13 protein-coding genes and 1 pseudogene are annotated in these 17,891 nt (G+C 68.7%); 6 read left to right on the top strand and 8 right to left on the bottom strand.

Going from position 1 to position 17,891, the window contains the following annotated elements:
• Window positions 1-140: 140 nt before the first annotated feature.
• A complete protein-coding gene (locus D1643_RS02050) occupies window positions 141-1,940 on the bottom strand; it encodes a [Fe-Fe] hydrogenase large subunit C-terminal domain-containing protein (RefSeq protein WP_160708111.1) in 1,800 nt (599 codons plus the stop codon).
• Window positions 1,934-3,784, bottom strand: coding sequence for an NAD(P)-binding protein (locus D1643_RS02045; RefSeq protein WP_160708109.1), 1,851 nt, complete (start codon window positions 3,782-3,784; stop codon window positions 1,934-1,936). The genes D1643_RS02050 and D1643_RS02045 overlap by 7 nt, the downstream gene beginning before the upstream one ends.
• Before the next feature lie 168 nt (window positions 3,785-3,952).
• Here D1643_RS02045 and D1643_RS02040 point away from each other — a divergent pair, with 168 nt between their 5' ends.
• From D1643_RS02040 to D1643_RS02030, 3 genes are all read left to right on the top strand, one after another.
• Window positions 3,953-5,110, top strand: a complete 1,158-nt coding sequence (locus tag D1643_RS02040) for an ABC transporter substrate-binding protein (protein WP_160708107.1) — start codon at window positions 3,953-3,955, stop codon at window positions 5,108-5,110.
• 21 nt (window positions 5,111-5,131) lie between these two features.
• A complete protein-coding gene (locus D1643_RS02035) occupies window positions 5,132-6,610 on the top strand; it encodes an ATP-binding cassette domain-containing protein (protein WP_160708105.1) in 1,479 nt (492 codons plus the stop codon).
• A 137-nt stretch (window positions 6,611-6,747) separates the two neighbouring features.
• Complete coding sequence (locus D1643_RS02030) at window positions 6,748-7,983, top strand: Fic family protein (RefSeq protein ID WP_160708103.1); 1,236 nt, start codon at window positions 6,748-6,750, stop codon at window positions 7,981-7,983.
• 162 nt (window positions 7,984-8,145) lie between these two features.
• Here D1643_RS02030 and rpsI read toward each other — a convergent pair whose 3' ends face one another.
• A complete protein-coding gene (gene rpsI / locus D1643_RS02025) occupies window positions 8,146-8,538 on the bottom strand; it encodes a 30S ribosomal protein S9 (RefSeq protein WP_160708101.1) in 393 nt (130 codons plus the stop codon).
• 2 nt (window positions 8,539-8,540) lie between these two features.
• On the bottom strand, window positions 8,541-8,975 hold the full coding sequence (rplM, locus tag D1643_RS02020) for a 50S ribosomal protein L13 (RefSeq protein ID WP_160708099.1): 435 nt from the start codon (window positions 8,973-8,975) through the stop codon (window positions 8,541-8,543).
• A gap of 605 nt (window positions 8,976-9,580) precedes the next feature.
• Here rplM and D1643_RS02015 point away from each other — a divergent pair.
• Window positions 9,581-10,447, top strand: coding sequence for a ZIP family metal transporter (locus tag D1643_RS02015; protein ID WP_236643304.1), 867 nt, complete (start codon window positions 9,581-9,583; stop codon window positions 10,445-10,447).
• A gap of 525 nt (window positions 10,448-10,972) precedes the next feature.
• Here the strand turns inward: D1643_RS02015 and D1643_RS02010 are convergent.
• On the bottom strand, window positions 10,973-12,253 hold the full coding sequence (locus D1643_RS02010; RefSeq protein WP_160708097.1) for an O-acetylhomoserine aminocarboxypropyltransferase/cysteine synthase family protein: 1,281 nt from the start codon (window positions 12,251-12,253) through the stop codon (window positions 10,973-10,975).
• A gap of 258 nt (window positions 12,254-12,511) precedes the next feature.
• Here D1643_RS02010 and metA point away from each other — a divergent pair.
• A pseudogene (gene metA / locus D1643_RS02005) lies at window positions 12,512-13,414 on the top strand (homoserine O-succinyltransferase); the annotation flags it as partial.
• Window positions 13,415-13,773: 359 nt separating this feature from the next.
• On the top strand, window positions 13,774-14,016 hold the full coding sequence (locus D1643_RS02000; RefSeq protein ID WP_160708093.1) for a hypothetical protein: 243 nt from the start codon (window positions 13,774-13,776) through the stop codon (window positions 14,014-14,016).
• A 55-nt stretch (window positions 14,017-14,071) separates the two neighbouring features.
• On the opposite strand, the gene D1643_RS01995 is transcribed toward D1643_RS02000, so the two are convergent.
• The 3 genes from D1643_RS01995 to D1643_RS01985 all read right to left on the bottom strand — a co-directional run bounded on the left by D1643_RS01995 (window position 14,072) and on the right by D1643_RS01985 (window position 17,870).
• Window positions 14,072-15,679, bottom strand: coding sequence for a hypothetical protein (locus D1643_RS01995; RefSeq protein WP_370520259.1), 1,608 nt, complete (start codon window positions 15,677-15,679; stop codon window positions 14,072-14,074).
• 43 nt (window positions 15,680-15,722) lie between these two features.
• Window positions 15,723-16,409: an HAD family phosphatase gene (locus tag D1643_RS01990; protein ID WP_160708091.1), complete on the bottom strand. Its 687-nt coding sequence runs from the start codon at window positions 16,407-16,409 to the stop codon at window positions 15,723-15,725.
• Between the two features lie 177 nt (window positions 16,410-16,586).
• Window positions 16,587-17,870 carry a homoserine dehydrogenase gene (locus D1643_RS01985; protein WP_160708089.1) on the bottom strand — a complete coding sequence of 428 codons (1,284 nt, stop codon included), beginning with the start codon at window positions 17,868-17,870 and terminating at the stop codon, window positions 16,587-16,589.
• Window positions 17,871-17,891 lie beyond the last annotated feature (21 nt).

The raw sequence follows: 17,891 nt of genomic DNA, 5'->3' as shown, positions 1-17,891 counted from the left end.
ACTCGGAGAGCCCCCGGGGGGATCAGGGAAGGCGAGCGGGACGCGAGAAGCCTCGGGCGCGCCTCCGGAGAAAGCGCGCGCAGGAAAGGCAAGCCGCTGCACGCGAAGTAGGGGGTGCCCGCAAAGGCACCCCCTACTAGTTAGAGGCTCCAGTCGGCCTGGCAGGTGTGGAGGAGGTGGTGGGCCCTCTCGGAGAGAGGGGCTCCCAGGAACTCATCGTAGGCAGCTGCCACCTGGGGATTCTCGTGGCTGAAGCGCGTGGGGCGCTGACGGTCCAGGCCGTAGAGCACCTGGCCGCGCTCACCGGCCAGCTCGCGTCCTTCGCGGATAGGCTGCCCGCCGCCACCCGCGCAGCCGCCGGGGCAGGCCATGACCTCCACGAAGTCGTACGCCGCCTCGCCCGCCTCCAGGGCGTCCAGCAGCCGGGCAGCGTTCGCCAGGCCGCTCGCCACGGCCACGCGCACCGGCGTGCCGTCCAGGTCGAAGGTCTTCTCGCGCCAGCCGTCCAGGCCGCGCACCTCGCTGAAGGCGTCCGGGTCGGGGTTCTTTCCCACCGCCAGGGCGTAGGCGCTGCGCAGGGCCGCCTCCATCACGCCGCCGGTGGCGCCGAAGATGACCGCCGCCCCCGTGCCCTCGCCCATGGGGTCGTCGAAGGCCGACTCGCCCAGCGCAGCCGGGCTCAGCTGCTTGACGCGCATGAGGCGCGCCAGCTCGCGCACGGTGAGCACGGCGTCCACGTCCGGCTGGTCGCCGCGCGCCATCTCCCCCACCGCAGCCTCGTACTTCTTGGCCACGCAGGGCATCATCGACGCGCAGAAGACGCGCCGGCCGTCGGCGTCCATGCCGAGCTTCGGGCCCACGTACTCCTTGAGCGTGGCGCCGAACATCTGCTGCGGCGACTTGGCCGAGGACAGGTTCCCCAGCCACTGCGGGCGATGCGCCTTCAGGTAGCGCACCCAGCCGGGGCAGCACGAGGTGAACATCGGCAGCGCGGGCACGGCGCCAGGGCCGGCCCCCGCGACGCCCGCCGCCCCGGCAGCACCGCAGGCACCGCCCTCCGCGGCGCCCGCCGCCCCGGCGTGCGCCAAGCGCTCCAGGAATTCCGACCCCTCCTCCATGATGGTGAGGTCGGCGGCGAAGTCGGTGTCGAACACGTAGTCGAAACCGAGGGCGCGCAGGGCGGCCACCAGGCGGCCCTCCGTAGCTTCCTCACGCGAAATTCCCAGGTCATCACCCCAGGCGGTACGCACGGCCGGCGCCACCTGCACCGCAGTGACCACGTTCGGGTCGGCGAGGGCGGCCAGCACCGCCGCCGTATCGTCTCGCTCGCGCAGAGCGCCGGTCGGGCAGTGGGTGACGCACTGGCCGCAGAGCACGCAGCCGGCCTGGTCGATGGGCAGGCCGTCGCGCACGGCCACGTCAAGGCGCGTGGCGCGGTTGCGCACGTCCCACACGTCGCAGCCCTGCACCTTCGCACATACCTGCACGCAGCGCAGGCAGCGCACGCACTTCGCGCTATCGCGAATGAACGGGAAGCTGGCATCCCACGCATCGCGGGTGATGGCGGTCTCGTAGGGGACGTCCATCACGTTGAGATCGCGCGCGAGCGACTGGAGCACGCAGTTGCCGCTGCGCACGCACAGAGCGCAGCGCGCATCATGCTGGGAGAGCAGCAGCTCCACGTTCACGCGACGCGCCTCGAGCACGCGCGGCGTGTCGGTGTGCACCGCCATTCCCTCCTCGAGCAGCGTGTTGCAGGCGGCGGCCAGCCTCTCGCGGCCCTCCACCTCCACCACGCACACGCGGCATGCACCGATGTCGGAGAGCCCCTCCATCGTGCACAGCGTAGGAATGCGGAATCCCGCCGCGCGGGCAGCCGCGAGGATGGTCGCGCCCTCCGGCGCCTCGACGGGCGCTCCGTTGATGATGGCCCTTACCATGACAGGCTCCTTCCTCCGCGCAGCGCGCCCAGCCCGAAGCGGTCGCAGCGCAGGCACCGGCCGGACTCCTGGGCGGCCTCCTCGTCAGTCAGGCAGCCCTCCACCGGGGCGAAGTCGCCTCGGCGCTCGGCCGCAGGGCGCTCCGGCGCGTCCGCGCGCCCGCAGGGCCCGCATCCTCCGCCCGCCGGGGCGGGAATGTCGCCGTCGAAGCGGATGTCGTGGCTGAAGCCCAGGTGGGCGTCGATGTTGCGCGCCGCCGCCTTGCCAGCCGCGATGGCGCGGATGACCGTAGCGGGGTCCGTCTCGCAGTCGCCGCCGGCGAACACGCCGGGCAGCCCCTCCACCTGGCCGAACGAACCGGCCACTACCCGGCCCCACTCCACAGGGACGCCGTCATCGACCAGGCCGTCTGAGTCCACGCCCTGGCCGATAGCCACGAGCACGCGGTCGCAGGGCAGCGTCATCGGCGGCGCATCGGCGGCGCGCGGCTTCGGACGGCCGCGGTCGTAGGCGCCGATGACCTGGGGCTGAACCTCCAGCCCCGTCACGCGCCCACCCTCTGCCACCACACGCAGGGGGGCGTGCAGCGCCAGGATGTCGCAGCCTTCCGCGATGGCGCCCTCCACCTCCTCGCGCTGGGCGGTCATGTCCTCCGCGCGGCGCCGGTAGACCACGGTTACGCTGGCCGCGCCCAGGCGCACCGCCGAGCGCGCCACGTCCATGGCCACGTTGCCGCCGCCCACCACGGCCACGCGCTCGCCGGAGAAGTCCGGCTGGAGCCCGTCGCCGATAGCGCGCAGCATCTGCACGGCGGAGAGCACGCCCTCTGCGTCCTCGCCCGGAACGCCCAGGCGCTTCTCCGCGTGGGCGCCGACAGCCAGGTACACGGCGTCGAACTCCTCGCGCAGGGCCGTCAACGTCACGTCGCCGGGCACCGACACGCCCGTGCGCGCCTCGATCCCCTGGGCCAGCAGCCAATCCAGCTCGCGATCGAGCTCCTCGCGCGGGAACCGGTAGGCGGGGATGCCGTAGCGCATCATGCCGCCCAGGCGGTCGCGTTGCTCGAAGACGACGGGCGCGTGTCCCATGAGCGCCAAGTAGTAGGCGGCGGTGAGACCCGCAGGCCCGCCGCCCACCACCGCCACGCGCCGACCCGTGGCCGGATGGCGGAAGGGCGCGGCGGCGGGGCTGGCGGGGTCGAAGGCCTCGGGGGCACGCTCGACCGCGTAGCGCTTGAGGCCGCGAATACCCACCGGCGCGTCCACCACGCCGCGACGGCACGGCACCTCGCAGGGGTGCTCGCAGATGAGCGCGCAGGCCAGCGGGAAGGGATTGTCCTTGCGGATGAGGCGCACGGCGTCGGCCGGGCGGTCGGCATGCACGAGGGCCACGTAGCCGGGGATGTCCACGTGCGCCGGGCAGCCGGAGCGGCAGGGCACCGCCTCACGCGGGCCGGCGGCGCAGCGCCCGCACCCCACATGGGAGGCGAAGTCAGCCGCATGGCCGTCCAGGGCCCGCAGCACCGCGGCGCCCGCCTCGTAGCCGATGGCGCAGTCGGCGCTCTCATAGGCCGCGCGGGCCGTGCGCTCCAAGGTGCGCAGGTCGGCCGCATCGGCGCCGCCGTCGAGGATACGGCCGATGAGCGCGGCCATCTGGGCCAGGCCCACGCGACACGGCACGCACTTGCCGCAGGACTGCGCGGCGCACAGGCCCACGAGCGCGCCGGCCAGCTCCACGGGGCACGCCCCTGCCGATCCGGAACGCGCGCGGCGGGCCAGCTCCTCTCGCACGTCGGCCATCGCCGCCTGGGCAGCCGTCGGCCTCTCGATCTCCATCAGGGGCATGTCGCTTCCTCCTACTCCTCGGGGGGTGCGAAGACTGATACGCGCAACCTTATCATTACCGCCCGCTCCCCCTGACGCCGGTGGCGGGCGCTTCGGCCTGCGGCGCACAGGCATCGGAAGACACCGTGCTAGAATGCTCGGCCATACCGACGCACGGAAAGGAACCGCATGACCCTCGCCACGCCGCGCACGCCTTCGAGGCGCCGAATCGCCGCCCTCCTCCTCGCCGCGCTGACGGCGCTCGCCGTCTTCACCATCGCGGGATGCGCAAGCCCTGCGCCCTCCCCCTCGACCGACAACCCGGCGCCCGGCGGCGCACCGGCCGAGGAACCCGTGACGCTGCGCGTGGCCTCGCTCAAGGGCCCCACCTCCATCGGCCTGGCGTCGCTCATCGCTGAAAGCGACAGGCTTTCCGCTGACGACGACCCTGCCGCGCCGGACCCCAGCCAGGGCGATACAGCGCCCGCTGCGATGGGCGACGCCGCAGCCTCCGGTGAGTCGCCGGCCTATGCCTTCACCATCGCCGGCACCGCCGATGAGATAGTTCCCGCCCTGGCCAGCGGGGATGTGGACATCGCCCTCATCCCCGCCAACCTGGCGGCCACCCTCTACCAGCGTACGGACGGCGGTATCCGCGTCATCGACGTGAACACGCTCGGCGTCCTCTACGGCCTGTCCGGCGACGAATCCGTGCGGTCGATGGCCGACCTGGCCGGCCGCACCGTCTACCTGACCGGCAAGGGCACCGTGCCGCAGTACACGCTCGAGTGCCTGCTCGACGCCGCGGGCGTGCCGCTCGACGCCCTCACCTTGGAATACCGCTCCGAGCCGGCCGAGGTGGTGGCGCTCCTCGCCGCCGACCCGAGCGCCGTGGGCATCGTGCCGCAGCCCTACGCCACGGCCGCCCTCGCGCAGAACGAGACGCTGCGCACGGTGCTCGACCTCACCGAGGAGTGGGACCTGCTGGCAGCGCGCAGCGACCAGTCGGCGCGCGTCTTCGGACGCCTGGTCACCGGCGTCACCGTGGCCCGCGCCGCGGTGATCGACGAACACCCCCAGGCCGTCGCCGCCTTCGTGGAAGCCCACCGCGCCTCCGCCGCCACCGCCGTGAACGACCCTGCCGCCGTGGCGCCGACCGTGGTCGACCTGGGCATCGTCGGCAGCGCGGCCGTGGCGGAGCGTGCCATCCCCCAGTGCAGCATCGTCTGCCTGACCGGCGCCGAGATGCAGGATGCCCTCGCCGGCTACCTGGCCATGCTGGAGGAGCGGGCGCCCCAGGCCATCGGCGGCCAGCTTCCCGACGACGACTTCTACTACCTGGGCTAGCCTGCCATGCGGAAGGGAGCGATGGAAGGGGACCGGAGCGAACGCGAGGGCGGCGGCCTGCGCCGCGTCGCACGGCGCGGCGCCATCGTCCTCGCCTGGCTCGCGCTCTGGCAGCTGGCGGCCCTGGCCGTGGGCAACGCGCTCCTGCTCTGCGGCCCCGTCGAGGCAGCCGCCGCCCTTGCCCGCAACCTGGCCGACCCTGCGTTCTGGGCGGCGACGGCACGCTCCTTCGAGCGGATCGCCCTCGGGTTCGCCGTGGCCTGCGCCCTGGGGCTGGCCGCCGGCGCCGCAGCCGCGCGCTGGGCAAGCGTGCGCGACTTCCTGGCGCCGCTCCTTCACGTGGTGAAGAGCACGCCGGTCGTATGCGTCATCGCGCTGCTGCTGGTAGGGGCCGGCGCGAATCGCGCCACCTCCCTCGTGGTGGGGCTCGTGGTGGCGCCGCCGTTCTACTTCGCCGCCCTCGAGGCACGCGGCGCCCGCGATCGGGCCCTCGACGAGATGCTGGCCGTTTTCTCCGTGCCGCGCCTGCGCCGCTGGACGTGCGTGCGCTGGCCCGAGGCCGCCCCCTTCCTGCGCGCCGCCGCCAAGACCGCCGTCGGCATGGCTTGGAAGGCGGGAGTGGCCGCCGAGCTCATCGGCCTGCCCGCGCGCTCCATCGGCGAGCACATCTACCTGGCGAAGCTCTCGCTCGACACCGCCGACATCATTGCCTGGACGGTGGCGGTGATAGCCCTGGGCTGGCTTTGCGAGAGGGCCGTCGTGGCGCTCATCGACGCCCTCGCCCGCCTGCCCCGCCTCCTCCTGCGCGAGCGCCCGGACGGCGGATCGCACGCTTCGCCCAGCGCGCCGGCGCCCTCGCCCGCCGCCGGTGCCAACGCCGGCGGCCCAGCTACCGCACCCGCCCCCGACTCCATGCCCGGCGCCCGCGTGCAGCTGAGCGGCGTCGCCAAGTCCTTCGACGACCACCTCGTGCTGGACGACCTCTCGCTCGACGTGGAACCTGGCGGCCGCCTCTGCGTCATGGCGCCCTCTGGCACCGGGAAGACGACGCTCTTGCGCCTGGTAGCGGGACTCGAGCGGCCTGATGCGGGCGCTGTTCAGGTACAGCCGCCCCGGGTGAGCATGGTGTTCCAAGAGCCGCGTCTCGTCGAGGAGCTCACCGGTCGAGAGAACCTCGCCCTCACCGCCCGCGACCCCGCCGAGCGTGCCCGCGGCACCGCCTTGGCCGACGCCCTCCTTCCCGACGCGCCCGGCCTCCTCTACCGCCCCGTCGCCCAGCTCTCCGGCGGTCAGCGCCGCCGCATCGAGCTGGCCCGAGCGCTGGCCCATGACGCCGCCCTCGTCATCCTCGACGAGCCCTTCGCCAACCTCGATGATGCCTCTCGGGAAGCCGCCGCGCGCCTCACCCTCCAGGCCCTCGGCTCGCGCACCCTCCTCATCGCCACCCACCACCTCGGCACCCCCGAGGCCCTCCGTGCCCGCATCCTCACGCTCAATTGAGTTAAACGTTTAACACCTTCGTCCTGAATTCCCCATGATTGAGTTAAAAATCGCCCGATTTTTAACTCAATCATCTCCTTATCACGCCTACTGAGTTAAAATAGCGACAGAATTTAACTCAATGAGAAGGTTCGCCTATGACTTACCGAGACCTCCGCAAGCTCTTCCACGACCCCGCAGCCGATGCCGATGGCGCCTACGAGAGCCGCTTCAACGACCCGCGCACCCTGCACCTCGACACAATGGTATCCGGCGCACCCGCCTTCGTCTTCATGGCCCCCGAGATCTACGAGGCCATGTTGGAGGCGGCCCGGCTCGACAAGGAAATCCTCAAGCTCGAACTGTCCCTGCCCGGCCGCGCCCTTGAGAGCTACCGCGACAGCTGTCTCATCGACGAAATCGTGCTCACCAACGAGATAGAGGGCGTCCGCTCCACGCGGCGAGAGATCGGCGAGGTGCTCGAGCGCCTGCGCGAGAACGACCGCAACGGCCGCTTCCTCGGCATCGTGCAGAAGTACGCGCTACTCGAAAGCCGCTCCCCCGTCGCCACCGAGACCTGTCCCGACATCCGCGCCATCTATGACGACCTCGTTCTCGCTGAGGTGAGGGCAGCAGACCCCGGCAACGTCCCCGACGGGCGCTACTTCCGCCGGGGGGTCGTCCACGTTGTCGACCAGGCCGGCATCCCCATCCATGACGGCCTGGAGCCCGAGAGCCGCATCATCGAGGAGCTCGACAACGCCCTGCGCCTGCTCAACGACGATGGCGTCGAGCTGCTCGTCCGCGTGGCGCTGTTCCACTTCCTCTTCGGCTACATCCACCCCTTCTATGACGGCAACGGGCGCACCAACCGCTTCATCAGCAGCTACCTCATCGCCCAGGAGTACGAGCCCCTCGTGGGGCTTGCCCTCTCCTTCGCCGTCAAGAACGACATCAACAAGTACTACAAGGCCTTCACCACCTGCGAGCATGCGCTCAACCGCGGCGACCTGACTCCCTTCGTCATCTCCTTCTGCGAGATCATCGTGCAGGCTATGCGCAACCTCCGCGATTCCCTCGTCGAGAGGCGACGCGCCTTCGAGCAGTGCGTGACCGCGACCGACCGCCTCGTGCCGCCGGAGAGCCGTGACGTCGCCGAGGTACTGGCCACCGCCACGCTGTTCTCCTTCGAGGGTATCAGCGGCATCAACATGGCCCGCGCAGTCGGAATCTCCCGCCAAACGCTGTACAAGCGCCTTGAGCCCCTGAAGGAACTGGGGCTTGTCGAGGCGTTCAAGGTGGGGCGCAAGACCCACTACGCCCTCGATCGGGAGCGCCTTGAAGCGCTCGTCGCCGAGGCCCCGCTTTCCCCGGCTGACCCGGAATTGAGTTAAACGTTTAACACCATCGCCTGAAATTCCCGCAACTGAGTTAAAAATCACCCGATTTTTAACTCAGTAAGCCCCACATCCCCTCTTGCTGTTAACCGCTTAACACCTGCAACAAAAAAGGCCTGCTCTTTCGAGCAGGCCTTCTCTGGTATCGCGTACGCGAAACTAGCGCTTGGAGAACTGCGGGCGCTTGCGAGCCTTCTTCAGGCCGTACTTCTTGCGCTCCACCATACGGGCGTCGCGGGTCAGGAAGCCAGCCTTCTTCAGCTCGGCGCGGTAGTCGCCAGCAGCCAGCAGGGCGCGGGAGATGCCATGGCGCAGGGCGCCGGCCTGGCCGGACACGCCGCCACCGGTGATGTTGGCAATCACGTCGAAGTGACCCTGGGTGTCAGTCACCTTGAACGGGGTCTTCGCGTAGTTGAGCAGAGCCTCGCGGCCGAAGTACTCCTCGCCATCGCGGCCGTTGACGGTCACCTTGCCGGTACCGGGAACCAGGCGCACGCGGGCGACGGCGTTCTTGCGACGGCCGGTGCCGTAGTACAGAGCTTCACCTGCCATGATTAACCCTCCATCTCAATCTTGCGGGGCTGCTGAGCCATGTGCGGGTGCTCCGCACCGGTGTAGACCTTGAGCTTCTTGCCCATGGCGCGACCGAGCGTGTTCTTCGGCAGCATGCCCTTGACGGCATGCTCGATCACGCGCTCCGGATGCTTGGCCATGGCCTCGGTGAAGGTCTCGGACTTCAGCCCGCCGGGGAAACCACTGTGGCGGTAGTAGCTCTTGGACGCGGCCTTCGTGCCCGTCACGCGAATCTTGTCCGCGTTGATGATGATCACGAAGTCACCGGTGTCCACATGGGGGGTGTACTGCGGCTTGTGCTTGCCCTTGAGAATCTGAGCGGCCTTGGTGGCCACGCGACCGAGCACCTGGTCAGTGGCGTCGATCAGCACCCACTCGCGCTCGACCTCGCCGGGCTTTGCATGATACGTCTTCACTTACGTTCCTCCAATTAGCTTGCAGGTCCTGTCCGGCGGCTGAAGCCTCCGGCCCACGGGGTCGCGCGTAGCCATGAGACCGCGCCCGCTCCCGCGAGCGGCGGAGCCCGCCTCGCAGGGGTGTTTGTTTTCAAAAGTGCAGCTGACCTCGGGTGTTGGTTTCCTACGCCAACGCACGCGGTGTGGGCCTGGACTCCCTCCTTGCGCGCTTCCGAACTCGCACTGCCGTTACGGGGCTTTTGAAAGCGAACTTTTGCATTGTATATACGCGCTTCGACCAAAGTCAACGAAAACCAGGCAAAGCTGACGAAAATTCCCAGCTAAAGCGGGCAAAGCGGCTGGATCGACAACCGCGCCGCACCCAGAGAACGGCCCGCGGAACCGCCACGACGGCACGGCCCGACCGGAAGCATCGGCGCCGACGGGCGCGTCATCCGAGGTGTACCCGATGTCGCTTCCTCAGGCAACGCGGAGGGGCCCGACTGAAGTTAGCCTTAGTTTACGCTCGCTAAAGAATCGCCTTTCCTGACATCGTCGAGGGGTTTCATCATTATTATATTTGGGTAACTTTCGTCCCCACCCTCTCCGGAAGGCTGTATCGCGCCATGGAATCGATGGATCCGTTTCTGTTCATAACCCTCGTCACCCTGCTGGCCGGTGCCGGCGGAACGGGGCTGGGCGGCCTGGTCGGCGCCCTGTTCAAGAGCGAGTCGAACCGCACGGTCAGCCTGCTCCTCGCCTTCGCGGGCGGCGTGATGACCGCCATGGTATGCTTCGACCTGCTTGCCGAGGCGGTGGAGGCGGCTCAGGAGGTCCACGAGCACGGGGTGTTCATCGCCGTGGCGGCCGTGGCCGTCGGCGTGGCGGTCGTTTACGGACTCAACTACGTCATCGACCGGCGCACGCGCCACGAGGTGCCCCACGTGGCCGACGCCGACCACCCCGCCACCCATGACGACATCGACGAGCTCATTCACGCCGACCACTTCAACGAGCACAAGCGCAACAACGACTCACGCGTATCGCTGGTGGTGGCCGGCGTCGTCATGGCCTGCGCCATCGCGCTGCACAACATCCCCGAGGGCATGACCATCGGTGCCAGCTTCGCCATCTCGGACAACCTCATGCTCGGCACCGGCATGGTGATGGCCGTGCTCATCGGCCTGCACAACATCCCCGAGGGCATGGCCGTCGCCGTGCCGCTCATCAGCGGCGGCATGGGCCGCGTGCGCGCCACGCTGCTCACGGCCGCCTGCGGCGCGCCCACGCTGCTGGGCGCGTGGCTCGGCTTCTGGCTGGGCGACATCGGGCCGCTCGGGCTGTGCCTGTCGCTTGGCTTCGCATCGGGCGCCATGCTCTACGTGGTGTTCGGCGAGATCCTGCCCGAGGCCTACCTCATCTACCGGTCGAAGGCCCCCGCATTCGCCATCATGGCCGGTCTCGCACTCGGCCTCATCATGATCTGCCTCTAGGATCCGTCGCCCTTCCTCCGCACCTCGAAGGCGAGGGGGCCGCTCGTCGCCTGGCCCTCGGCTATCCATCGAGCTGGACGGGCGGCGCCGAGTCGCCGCCCGTCGCTGACAAGCTTGCCCCACAGTCGGAGGCTGTCGGCCGCCTTCCGACGCGACCTGGTCACACGCCCCACGAGAGCGCGGCAGGCTGCACTCATCGCTCCTCCCAATTCCGTCGTCGCCAGCACGCGAAGACGGCCGCACCTTGCACGCGATTTGAGCGTTTCTGGCCATTTGCTTCGAAATTCCGAGACAGAGCTGGCAAAAACCCCGATTTTCCGCCTTGGATCACATCGATGAAAAATGCTGACCAGGCAAAACGGTGGCAAGCGCATGGAGGGAACAGGGTCACGCCTCGGAATTTCGAAGCAAATGGCCAGAAACGCCCCCTCCGCCTGCAACGGGCAGAACCAAAGCGGCCCAGTGTTTCACGTGAAACACCGGGCCGCGCGCAGGCGATCGGGGTCTCCCAGCTCCTCGACGCCCTTAGATGGCCGCCAGCGCCTGGTCCAGATCGGCGATGAGGTCCGCGGCGTCCTCGATGCCGCAGGACAAGCGCACCAGATCCGGCCCTATGCCGGCAGCCGCCAGCTCCGCCTCGGTCATCTGGCGGTGGGTGCTGGCCGCGGGATGCAGCACGCAGGTGCGCGCATCGGCCACGTGCGTGGCGATCTGCGCCAGCCGCAGGTTCGCCATGAACGCCTCAGCCGCCTCGCGCCCGCCGGCCACGCCGAAGCTCACCACGCCGCAGCTACCCTCCGGCAGGTACTTGGCCGCGCGCTCATGCTCAACGTCGCCCGGCAGCGACGGATGGCGCACCCAGGCCACCTTCGGATGCGCTGCCAGATACTCGGCCACCGCCAGGCCGTTGGCCGCATGACGCGCCATTCGCAGGTGCAGGCTCTCAAGCCCCAGGTTGATGAGGAATGCGCTCTGCGGGCTCTGGCAGCAGCCGAGGTCGCGCATGAGCTGGGCCGTCGCCTTGGTGATGAACGCCCCGCCTTGGCCGAACCGCTCGGTATACACCACGCCGTGGTAGCTCTCGTCAGGCTCGCACAGACCGGGGAACCTGTCGGCATGCGCCTGCCAGTCGAACGTGCCGCCGTCCACGATGACACCGCCCACGGTGGCCCCATGGCCGTCCATGTACTTGGTGGTGGAGTGCGTCACGATGTCGGCTCCCCACTCCAGCGGCCGGCAGAGCACCGGCGTGGGGAACGTGTTGTCCACCACCAGCGGTACTCCGTGGGCGTGGGCCGCAGCCGCGAATCGCTCGATGTCGAGCACGGTGAGCGCCGGGTTGGCGATGGTCTCGCCGAACACGAGCTTCGTGTTGGGGCGAAACGCCGCCTCGAGCTCGGCGTCCGAGCAGTCGGGCTCGACGAAGGTGCACTCGATGCCCATGCGCCGCAGCGTGTGGGACAGCAGGTTGAACGTGCCGCCGTAGATGGACGCCGACGACACGATGTGATCGCCCGCCCCCGCGATGTTGAAGACGGCCATGAAGTTGGCGGCCTGGCCCGACGACGTGAGCATGGCGGCGGTGCCGCCCTCCAGCTCGGCGATCTTGGCCGCCACCGCATCATTGGTGGGATTGGCCAGGCGCGTGTAGAAGTAGCCGGACTCCTCCAGGTCGAACAGGCGGCCCATGGCCTCGCTCGTGCCGTACTTCCACGTGGTGTTCTGGTAGATGGGAACCTGTCGCGGGTCGCCGTCGCCGGGGCGCCAGCCGCCCTGGACGCACGTAGTGCCGATGGTCTCGCTCATGGGATAGCCTTTCGTCGTGCCGGAGAAGAACGCCGCCTATTGTACGATGAGGGCACAGCTGGCGTCTCCCTCGCATTCGATATAGCCAGCTACCCGATAAACGAATAAGCAGATAACCGCTCTGCGCCTCCGCCCGCGTAGCCTTCTTATATAGTAGGATGCGCCAAACGCGCGCCCCTGTGCCCGCACAGCCGCGCGCCCGCGCCGCCGCCAGCAAGCCGGCCAGGCGCGACCCTGCCCCAACCAAAGGAGCCCGCCATGCCCATACGCATCCCCGACTCGCTACCCGCCACCCAGGCGCTCGAAAGCGAGAACATCTTCGTCATGACGGAGTTTAGGGCCATGCACCAGGACATTCGCCCGCTCAAGCTGCTGCTGCTCAACCTGATGCCCACCAAGATCACCACCGAGACGCAGATCCTGCGCAAGCTGTCCAACACGCCGCTGCAGGTGGAAGTCGAACTGCTCCAAACCGCCAGCCACGACTCCAAGAACACCGCCGCCGAGCACCTTGAGGCCTTCTACACCACCTTCGACCAGGTGCGTGACCGCCACTTCGACGGCATGATCATCACCGGCGCCCCGGTAGAGCAGCTCGACTTCGAGGACGTCGATTACTGGGACGAGCTGTGCGACATCATGGCCTGGTCCGCCACGAACGTGCACTCCACGCTCCACATCTGCTGGGGTGCGCAGGCCGGCATCTACTTCCACTATGGCGTGCCCAAGCACGGGCTGGACGAGAAGATGTTCGGCGTGTTCGCGCACCGCCTGACGAAGCACACCTCGCCGCTCGTGCGCGGCTTCGACGACGACTTCTGGGCGCCCCACTCGCGCTATACCGAGGTGCGCGCCGCCGACATCGAGGCCCATCCCGACCTGGAGCTGGTGGCCATCTCCGACGAGGCCGGCGTCTACATCGCCAAGTCCACCGACAGCCGTCACTTCTTCGTGTTCGGCCACCCGGAGTACGACCGCGAGACCCTGCGCGCCGAATACGACCGCGACATCGCGAAGGGCCTGGCCATGGCGGTGCCGGCCCATTACTTCCCCAACGACGACCCCGCCCGAGAGCCCGTCGCGCGCTGGCGCTCGCACGCCCAGCTGCTCTACACCAACTGGCTCAACTACTACGTCTACCAGACCACCCCCTACGACATCGACGCCATTGGCACCGACGAGGAGGCGGAAGGCCCCAGAGCCGAAGCCCGCACGAATGTTTCACGTGAAACATCGTCGGAAGCCCCGGCCGCCCGCACCTCCTGCGAGGCAGCGGGCGGCGCCGATGAGAGCGGCACGGGCGAGAAAGGCGCGGAAGGCGCGAACGCGAACGCGGAGGGCGCGAACGCGAACGCGGAGGGCGCGCGGGACAGGGACGCAAGCGCCGAAGCCCGCACGAATGTTTCACGTGAAACATCGGCGGAAGCCCTGGCCGCCCGCACCTCCCGCGAGGCAGCGGGCGGCGCGCGAATCGCAAACGCGGGCGCAAGCCGCACCGACGCGGAAGCAGGCGCATAGCGATGGCCATCGATCCGCGGAAAGATCCGAACGCGACCGTCGTCACCACGCCGCTGCCAAGCCAGCTCGCCCGGAAGCAGGCCGCCCGCGCGGCGGCCGAGCGCGCGGGCGGGTCGGGCACGGCGGAGGCGCCCACACCGCCCGACCCCTTCCGCCGCCCGGCCAACGAGGACGACGACGGCTACGACCCCTACTCCGACCGTCCCGCCGACAACCCCCTCTTCGAGCGCGATCCTTGGAATTAAGAGGGGGCGGACGCACGAGGGGCCCCTTCTCGAAGGGGCCCCTCGTCGTCTTCGGCTACTTCCCGCCGCGGACCGCGTCGTCCGGATGGATGCTCATGGACTGGAAGCGATGCTCCATGTAGGCATTGTCGAAATGCCTGTCGTAGAAGCTCTGGATGGGTGTGTCCACCTGGTTGCCCGAGAGGCGCTCATACCAGCAGTCGAGCGACTGCAGCGTCATGATGGCGTCGGCCAGCATGAGCGCGGCGCACACCGTGGTCACCGCATAGCGCCAGTTCCACGGGATGAGGTTCACGATGCGCAGCATCACCGGCAGCAGCAGCTTGATCCACACCACGCCGAGCACGCCCCACATGATCATGAACAGCCCGCACGTCCGCCCGCCGATGGAGAGCCACATGCCCGTGTAATCCCAGGCCACCGCGCCGAAGGCATACTGCATGAACACGCTGGTGAAGTACTCGAACGCCCCGCCGATCACCGCGCTCACGAAGAAGATGAGCACGACGTTCTTCTTATGGAACCGGTTGAGGAACACCGTCATCAGCACCGCGCCGATGCCGTAGATGGGCGAGAACGGCCCGAACAGCAGCCCCGCGCGATCCTGGTACTGGCCAGGATCCACCACCAGGAAGTGGTAGACCGTCTCGATCCCCAGGCCCAGCACCGAGCACACCACGAATATCCAGAACAGGTTGAAGAAGTTGAGCGTGATGAAGCCCCGGCCCGTCTCGTCCAGGCCCAGCGTGCCCGCCTCGGCCTCGTCTCGCAGGTCCATGTCGCGCAGCTTTCGCCGCAGCTCGCGCTCCTCGGCGAGCGACGGGTCGAGATAGGACTGCATGGCAACGGCAAACACGAGCAGCACGCCATAGCCGATGAGGTAGTACCCGATGCCCTGGAGCATGACCGAGCACAGCACGCCCACCACCAGCAGGATGAGGATGAGGTCGAGCGTGAGCGCGGCCAGGCGCCGGCGGTTGCGCAGCAGGCGCAGGCCGAAGAAGGCGAACGACGCCAGCAGCAGCGCGTAGTCCGTCGTCATGGCAATCTGCACCACGAGCGTTGAGATGCCCAAGGCCTCGATGCTCTCGGGCTGGAACAGGCGCCACGCCTCCAGCACGCCCCAGACGACGCCGGCCAGGTTGTACACGCCAGCCACCAGGCACAGCACGCCGAGCACCTTCATGGCCAGCGGCAGCTTCTTCTTGTCGCTCGGCCCCTCGGTCTCGCTGACGATGCGCTGGCCGACCTCCTCGATGGCCTCGCGCCGATGCTCGACCGCCTGCTTGGCAGCCTCCAGCTCGCGCGACGGATGGGCCAGGTCATCGGCGAGGCGCTCCACCTTGGCCGTCTCGCGGGCCACGGCGGCGGCCGCGCCCTCGCGCAGCGCCTCCGGGTGCGTGAGCAGCTCGGCCGCGCGACGGAGGTCGGCCTCCTTGCGGCGGGCGCTCTGCCCGGCAGCCGCCCGATCCATCTCCAGCTCATGGCGGGCAGACGAGATGCCCTCGACCAAGCCCTCCTTGGCTCGGCACTCCGCCTCTCTCACCTCGCGCTCCGCGACGGCTTCGGCCGCGGCCGCGTCCTCGCGCACGATGCGCGCGGCCTTCTCGGCCTCCTCGCTCAGACGCTCCTCTGCTCCGGGGGCGTGGTGACGCTCGGTCATGGGGGAACAACTCCTCGACAACGGGAAGGTACAGTCCCTCTGATTATAGGCGAGCCTGCGCGCGGACCAAGAAGTCGTCAGGATTCAGTTGACTAAACCCACGGATGACCAGGTCGGCCTCAGCCGCCAGGTCGTCATAGGAGCCGGCCAGGTCGTTATCGTAGACGCCCACGGTGCCGTAGCCGGCCGCGGATAGGGTGCGCACGGCGTACAGCGCGTCCTCGAAGCCCCACGTCTGGGCGCGCGTGGTGCCCAGCGGCTCGCGGGCGCGGTCGTACACCGCCGGCTCGCGCTTGGAGGCTCCCACGTCATCCACCGACACGATGTCCGCCAGGTAGGGAGCGAACCCCGCATGGACGAGCCCTGCGCGCAGCAGCGGCGCCGGTGTGGACGACGCCACGCTCTGGGGCACATCGCGCTCGGCCAGGGCGCGCACGAAGGCGAGCGCGCCGGGACGCTCCTGGGCGCGGTTCGCGTAGAAGTCCATCATGAACTCGTCGATCATCCCCTTCACCGCGGCGCCCGACGCGCCCAGCCCGAACTTCTCGTGGAAGAAGTCGCCGCACTCGGGGATGGTGAGGGTGGTGATGTGGTCGGTGTCGGCCTTGGTCAGCGTGAAGCCGCCCTGCGCCGCCAGCTCGTCCTCGAGCGCGCGCCACACCCCCATCGAGTCGATCAGCGTCCCGTCGCAGTCGTAGACGACGCCCACTCGCGGACTTTTCCCCTGCATCGGCAATCTCCCTTTCCCGTCAATGTCAGCAAGAGGCCCCCTGGCTTTCCAGACGCCCCGAGAACGCGAGAACGCGCACCTTCGATACGCGACGATCGTTCGCAGGGAGCAGCCGGAAAGCCAGGGGGCCTCGCAGCATCAGCCGGCCCGTCGTTGCGTCAGCGACGACGAAGCCGCCTACTCTTCCACGCGAATGAGCGACGGCTCGGCGTGCAGCACGTCTTCCAACGCCGCTATCTCGTCGATGACGGCGCGGATGGCCTTCTCCTGGGCGGTGTGGGTGACGTACACCACGTCCACCACGCCGCTCTTGCCCTTGCCACGCTGCACCACGGAGTGCACGCTCACGTTGTGCTGGGCGAACACGCCGGTCATGGCCGCCAGCACGCCGGGGCGGTCGGACACGCTGAAGCGGATGTAGTACTTCATCTCCAGCTCCTCCATGGGGAGGATGGGCAGCGCGTCGGTGCAGGTGCAGCCGACGATGGGGCCCACGCCCTGCTGGATGTGGCGCGCCACCTCCAGCACGTCGCCCATGACGGCGCTCGCCGCGGGGCCCGAGCCGGCGCCGGCGCCGAAGAACATGGTCTCGCCCACGGCGTCGCCCACCACGTAGATGGCGTTCATTACGCCGTTCACCGTGGCCAGCTGGTGGGTGTCGGGGATCATGGTGGGGTGCACGCGCACGTCGATGCCCTCGGGGCGACGGTGCGCGATGGCCAGCAGCTTCACCACGTAGCCCATGTCACGGGCGGCCTCCAGGTCCACGGGGCTGATGGAGGTGATGCCGCTCGTGTACACGTCGTCCATCACCACACGCGAGTTGAAGGCGATGGAGGCCAGAATGGCGATCTTGGCCGCCGCGTCGAAGCCGTCCACGTCGGCGGAGGGATCAGCCTCGGCGAAGCCGGCGGCCTGGGCCTCGCGCAGGGCCTCGTCGTAGTCCATGGCGTCGTCGGCCATGCGGGTGAGCATGTAGTTGGTCGTGCCGTTCACGATGCCCATGACCGACGTGATCTCATTGGCGATGAGCGAGTGCTTGAGCGGGTCGATGATGGGGATGCCGCCGCCCACGCTCGCCTCGAAGGCGATCTCCTTGCCGGCGGCAGCCGCGGCGTCCATGACCTCCTGGCCGTGGGTGGCCATGAGCGCCTTGTTGGCGGTGACCACGTTCTTGCCAGCGGCCAGGGCCCCCAGCACCACGGTGCGCGCGAAGGTGGTGCCGCCGATCAGCTCCACCACCAGGTCGATGTCGGGGTCATTGATGACCTCGTTGAAGTCGTCGGTGAACAGGTGCCCCACGCCATGCGCCTCGGCCTCTGCCGAGCTGAGCGAGCACACGCGCGCCAGCTCCACGTCAATGCCGTAGTGGCGCTTGAAGTCGTCCTTGTGGTTCTGCAGGATGTCGATGCAGCCACCGCCCACGGTACCCGTCCCGACTAGTCCAATCCTCACTGCCATGGATTCTCTCCTATCGCTGCC

Source organism: Enterorhabdus sp. P55 (assembly GCF_009911695.1).
In the GTDB taxonomy this organism is placed as follows: Bacteria; Actinomycetota; Coriobacteriia; order Coriobacteriales; family Eggerthellaceae; genus Enterorhabdus.
The sequence above is the reverse complement of the archived record's forward strand: the minus strand, read 5'-3'. Positions and strand labels throughout refer to the sequence as shown.

Coding starts and splice junctions, on each gene's coding strand:
- D1643_RS02045 (WP_160708109.1), bottom strand. CDS start 3,784: ATGCCCCTGATGGAGATCGAGAGGCCGACGGCTGCCCAGGCGGCGATG.
- D1643_RS02050 (WP_160708111.1), bottom strand. CDS start 1,940: ATGGTAAGGGCCATCATCAACGGAGCGCCCGTCGAGGCGCCGGAGGGC.
- D1643_RS01985 (WP_160708089.1), bottom strand. CDS start 17,870: ATGGCAGTGAGGATTGGACTAGTCGGGACGGGTACCGTGGGCGGTGGC.
- D1643_RS02035 (WP_160708105.1), top strand. CDS start 5,132: ATGGAAGGGGACCGGAGCGAACGCGAGGGCGGCGGCCTGCGCCGCGTC.
- rpsI (WP_160708101.1), bottom strand. CDS start 8,538: ATGGCAGGTGAAGCTCTGTACTACGGCACCGGCCGTCGCAAGAACGCC.
- D1643_RS02010 (WP_160708097.1), bottom strand. CDS start 12,253: ATGAGCGAGACCATCGGCACTACGTGCGTCCAGGGCGGCTGGCGCCCC.
- D1643_RS02015 (WP_236643304.1), top strand. CDS start 9,581: ATGGAATCGATGGATCCGTTTCTGTTCATAACCCTCGTCACCCTGCTG.
- D1643_RS02000 (WP_160708093.1), top strand. CDS start 13,774: ATGGCCATCGATCCGCGGAAAGATCCGAACGCGACCGTCGTCACCACG.
- D1643_RS01995 (WP_370520259.1), bottom strand. CDS start 15,679: ATGACCGAGCGTCACCACGCCCCCGGAGCAGAGGAGCGTCTGAGCGAG.
- D1643_RS02030 (WP_160708103.1), top strand. CDS start 6,748: ATGACTTACCGAGACCTCCGCAAGCTCTTCCACGACCCCGCAGCCGAT.
- D1643_RS01990 (WP_160708091.1), bottom strand. CDS start 16,409: ATGCAGGGGAAAAGTCCGCGAGTGGGCGTCGTCTACGACTGCGACGGG.
- D1643_RS02040 (WP_160708107.1), top strand. CDS start 3,953: ATGACCCTCGCCACGCCGCGCACGCCTTCGAGGCGCCGAATCGCCGCC.